The organism is Delftia sp. ZNC0008 (genome assembly GCF_000799035.1).
GTDB lineage: Bacteria > Pseudomonadota > Gammaproteobacteria > Burkholderiales > Burkholderiaceae_C > Comamonas > Comamonas tsuruhatensis.
Genome location: NZ_JTKZ01000084.1, coordinates 1 through 471, shown reverse-complemented (window position 1 = coordinate 471; position 471 = coordinate 1). Strand labels below are relative to the sequence as shown.

The 471-nt window shown below is 71.5% G+C and carries 1 pseudogene; it reads right to left on the bottom strand.

Features of this window, described 5'->3' with window-relative positions:
* Positions 1-471: pseudogene (locus L995_RS03065) on the bottom strand (tetrathionate reductase subunit TtrA); the annotation flags it as partial.

Sequence of the window (471 nt, the reverse complement as noted above, 5' to 3'; positions counted from 1 at the left end):
CCGCGTCCAGGATGACGCGGATCAGCGCCATGGCCAGGGCCAGGTCGCTGGCCGGCTTGACGGCCAGCCAGCGGTTGCCGCTGCCCGCAGCCAGGCTGGACGAGGTCGGCAGCACGGGCGAGACCACCACGTAGCGGAACCGGTTGTCCTCACGCGAGCGGGCCTCGGCCAGTTCGCGGCCCTGGCGCTGAAAGGGGTTACCGGACTGCGCGGGCGCCGCGCCGATGAACAGGCCGAAGCTGGCATGGCTCCAGTCCGGCTTGCCGTGCGGCATGCCGGGCAGGTCGCCCAGGGCCGCTGCCGCACCCACTCGGAAACTCTGGCCGCAGTAGGCGCCGTGGTTGCTGACGTTCACGGTGCCGAAGGACGGCCCCGCAAAGCGGCGCAGCAGCTGGGCGCGGCCTTCGTTGGAGGCGTCGGTCACCAGCAACTGGTTGGAGCGCGGGCCTAACTCGGGGTTGTCGACGTCCA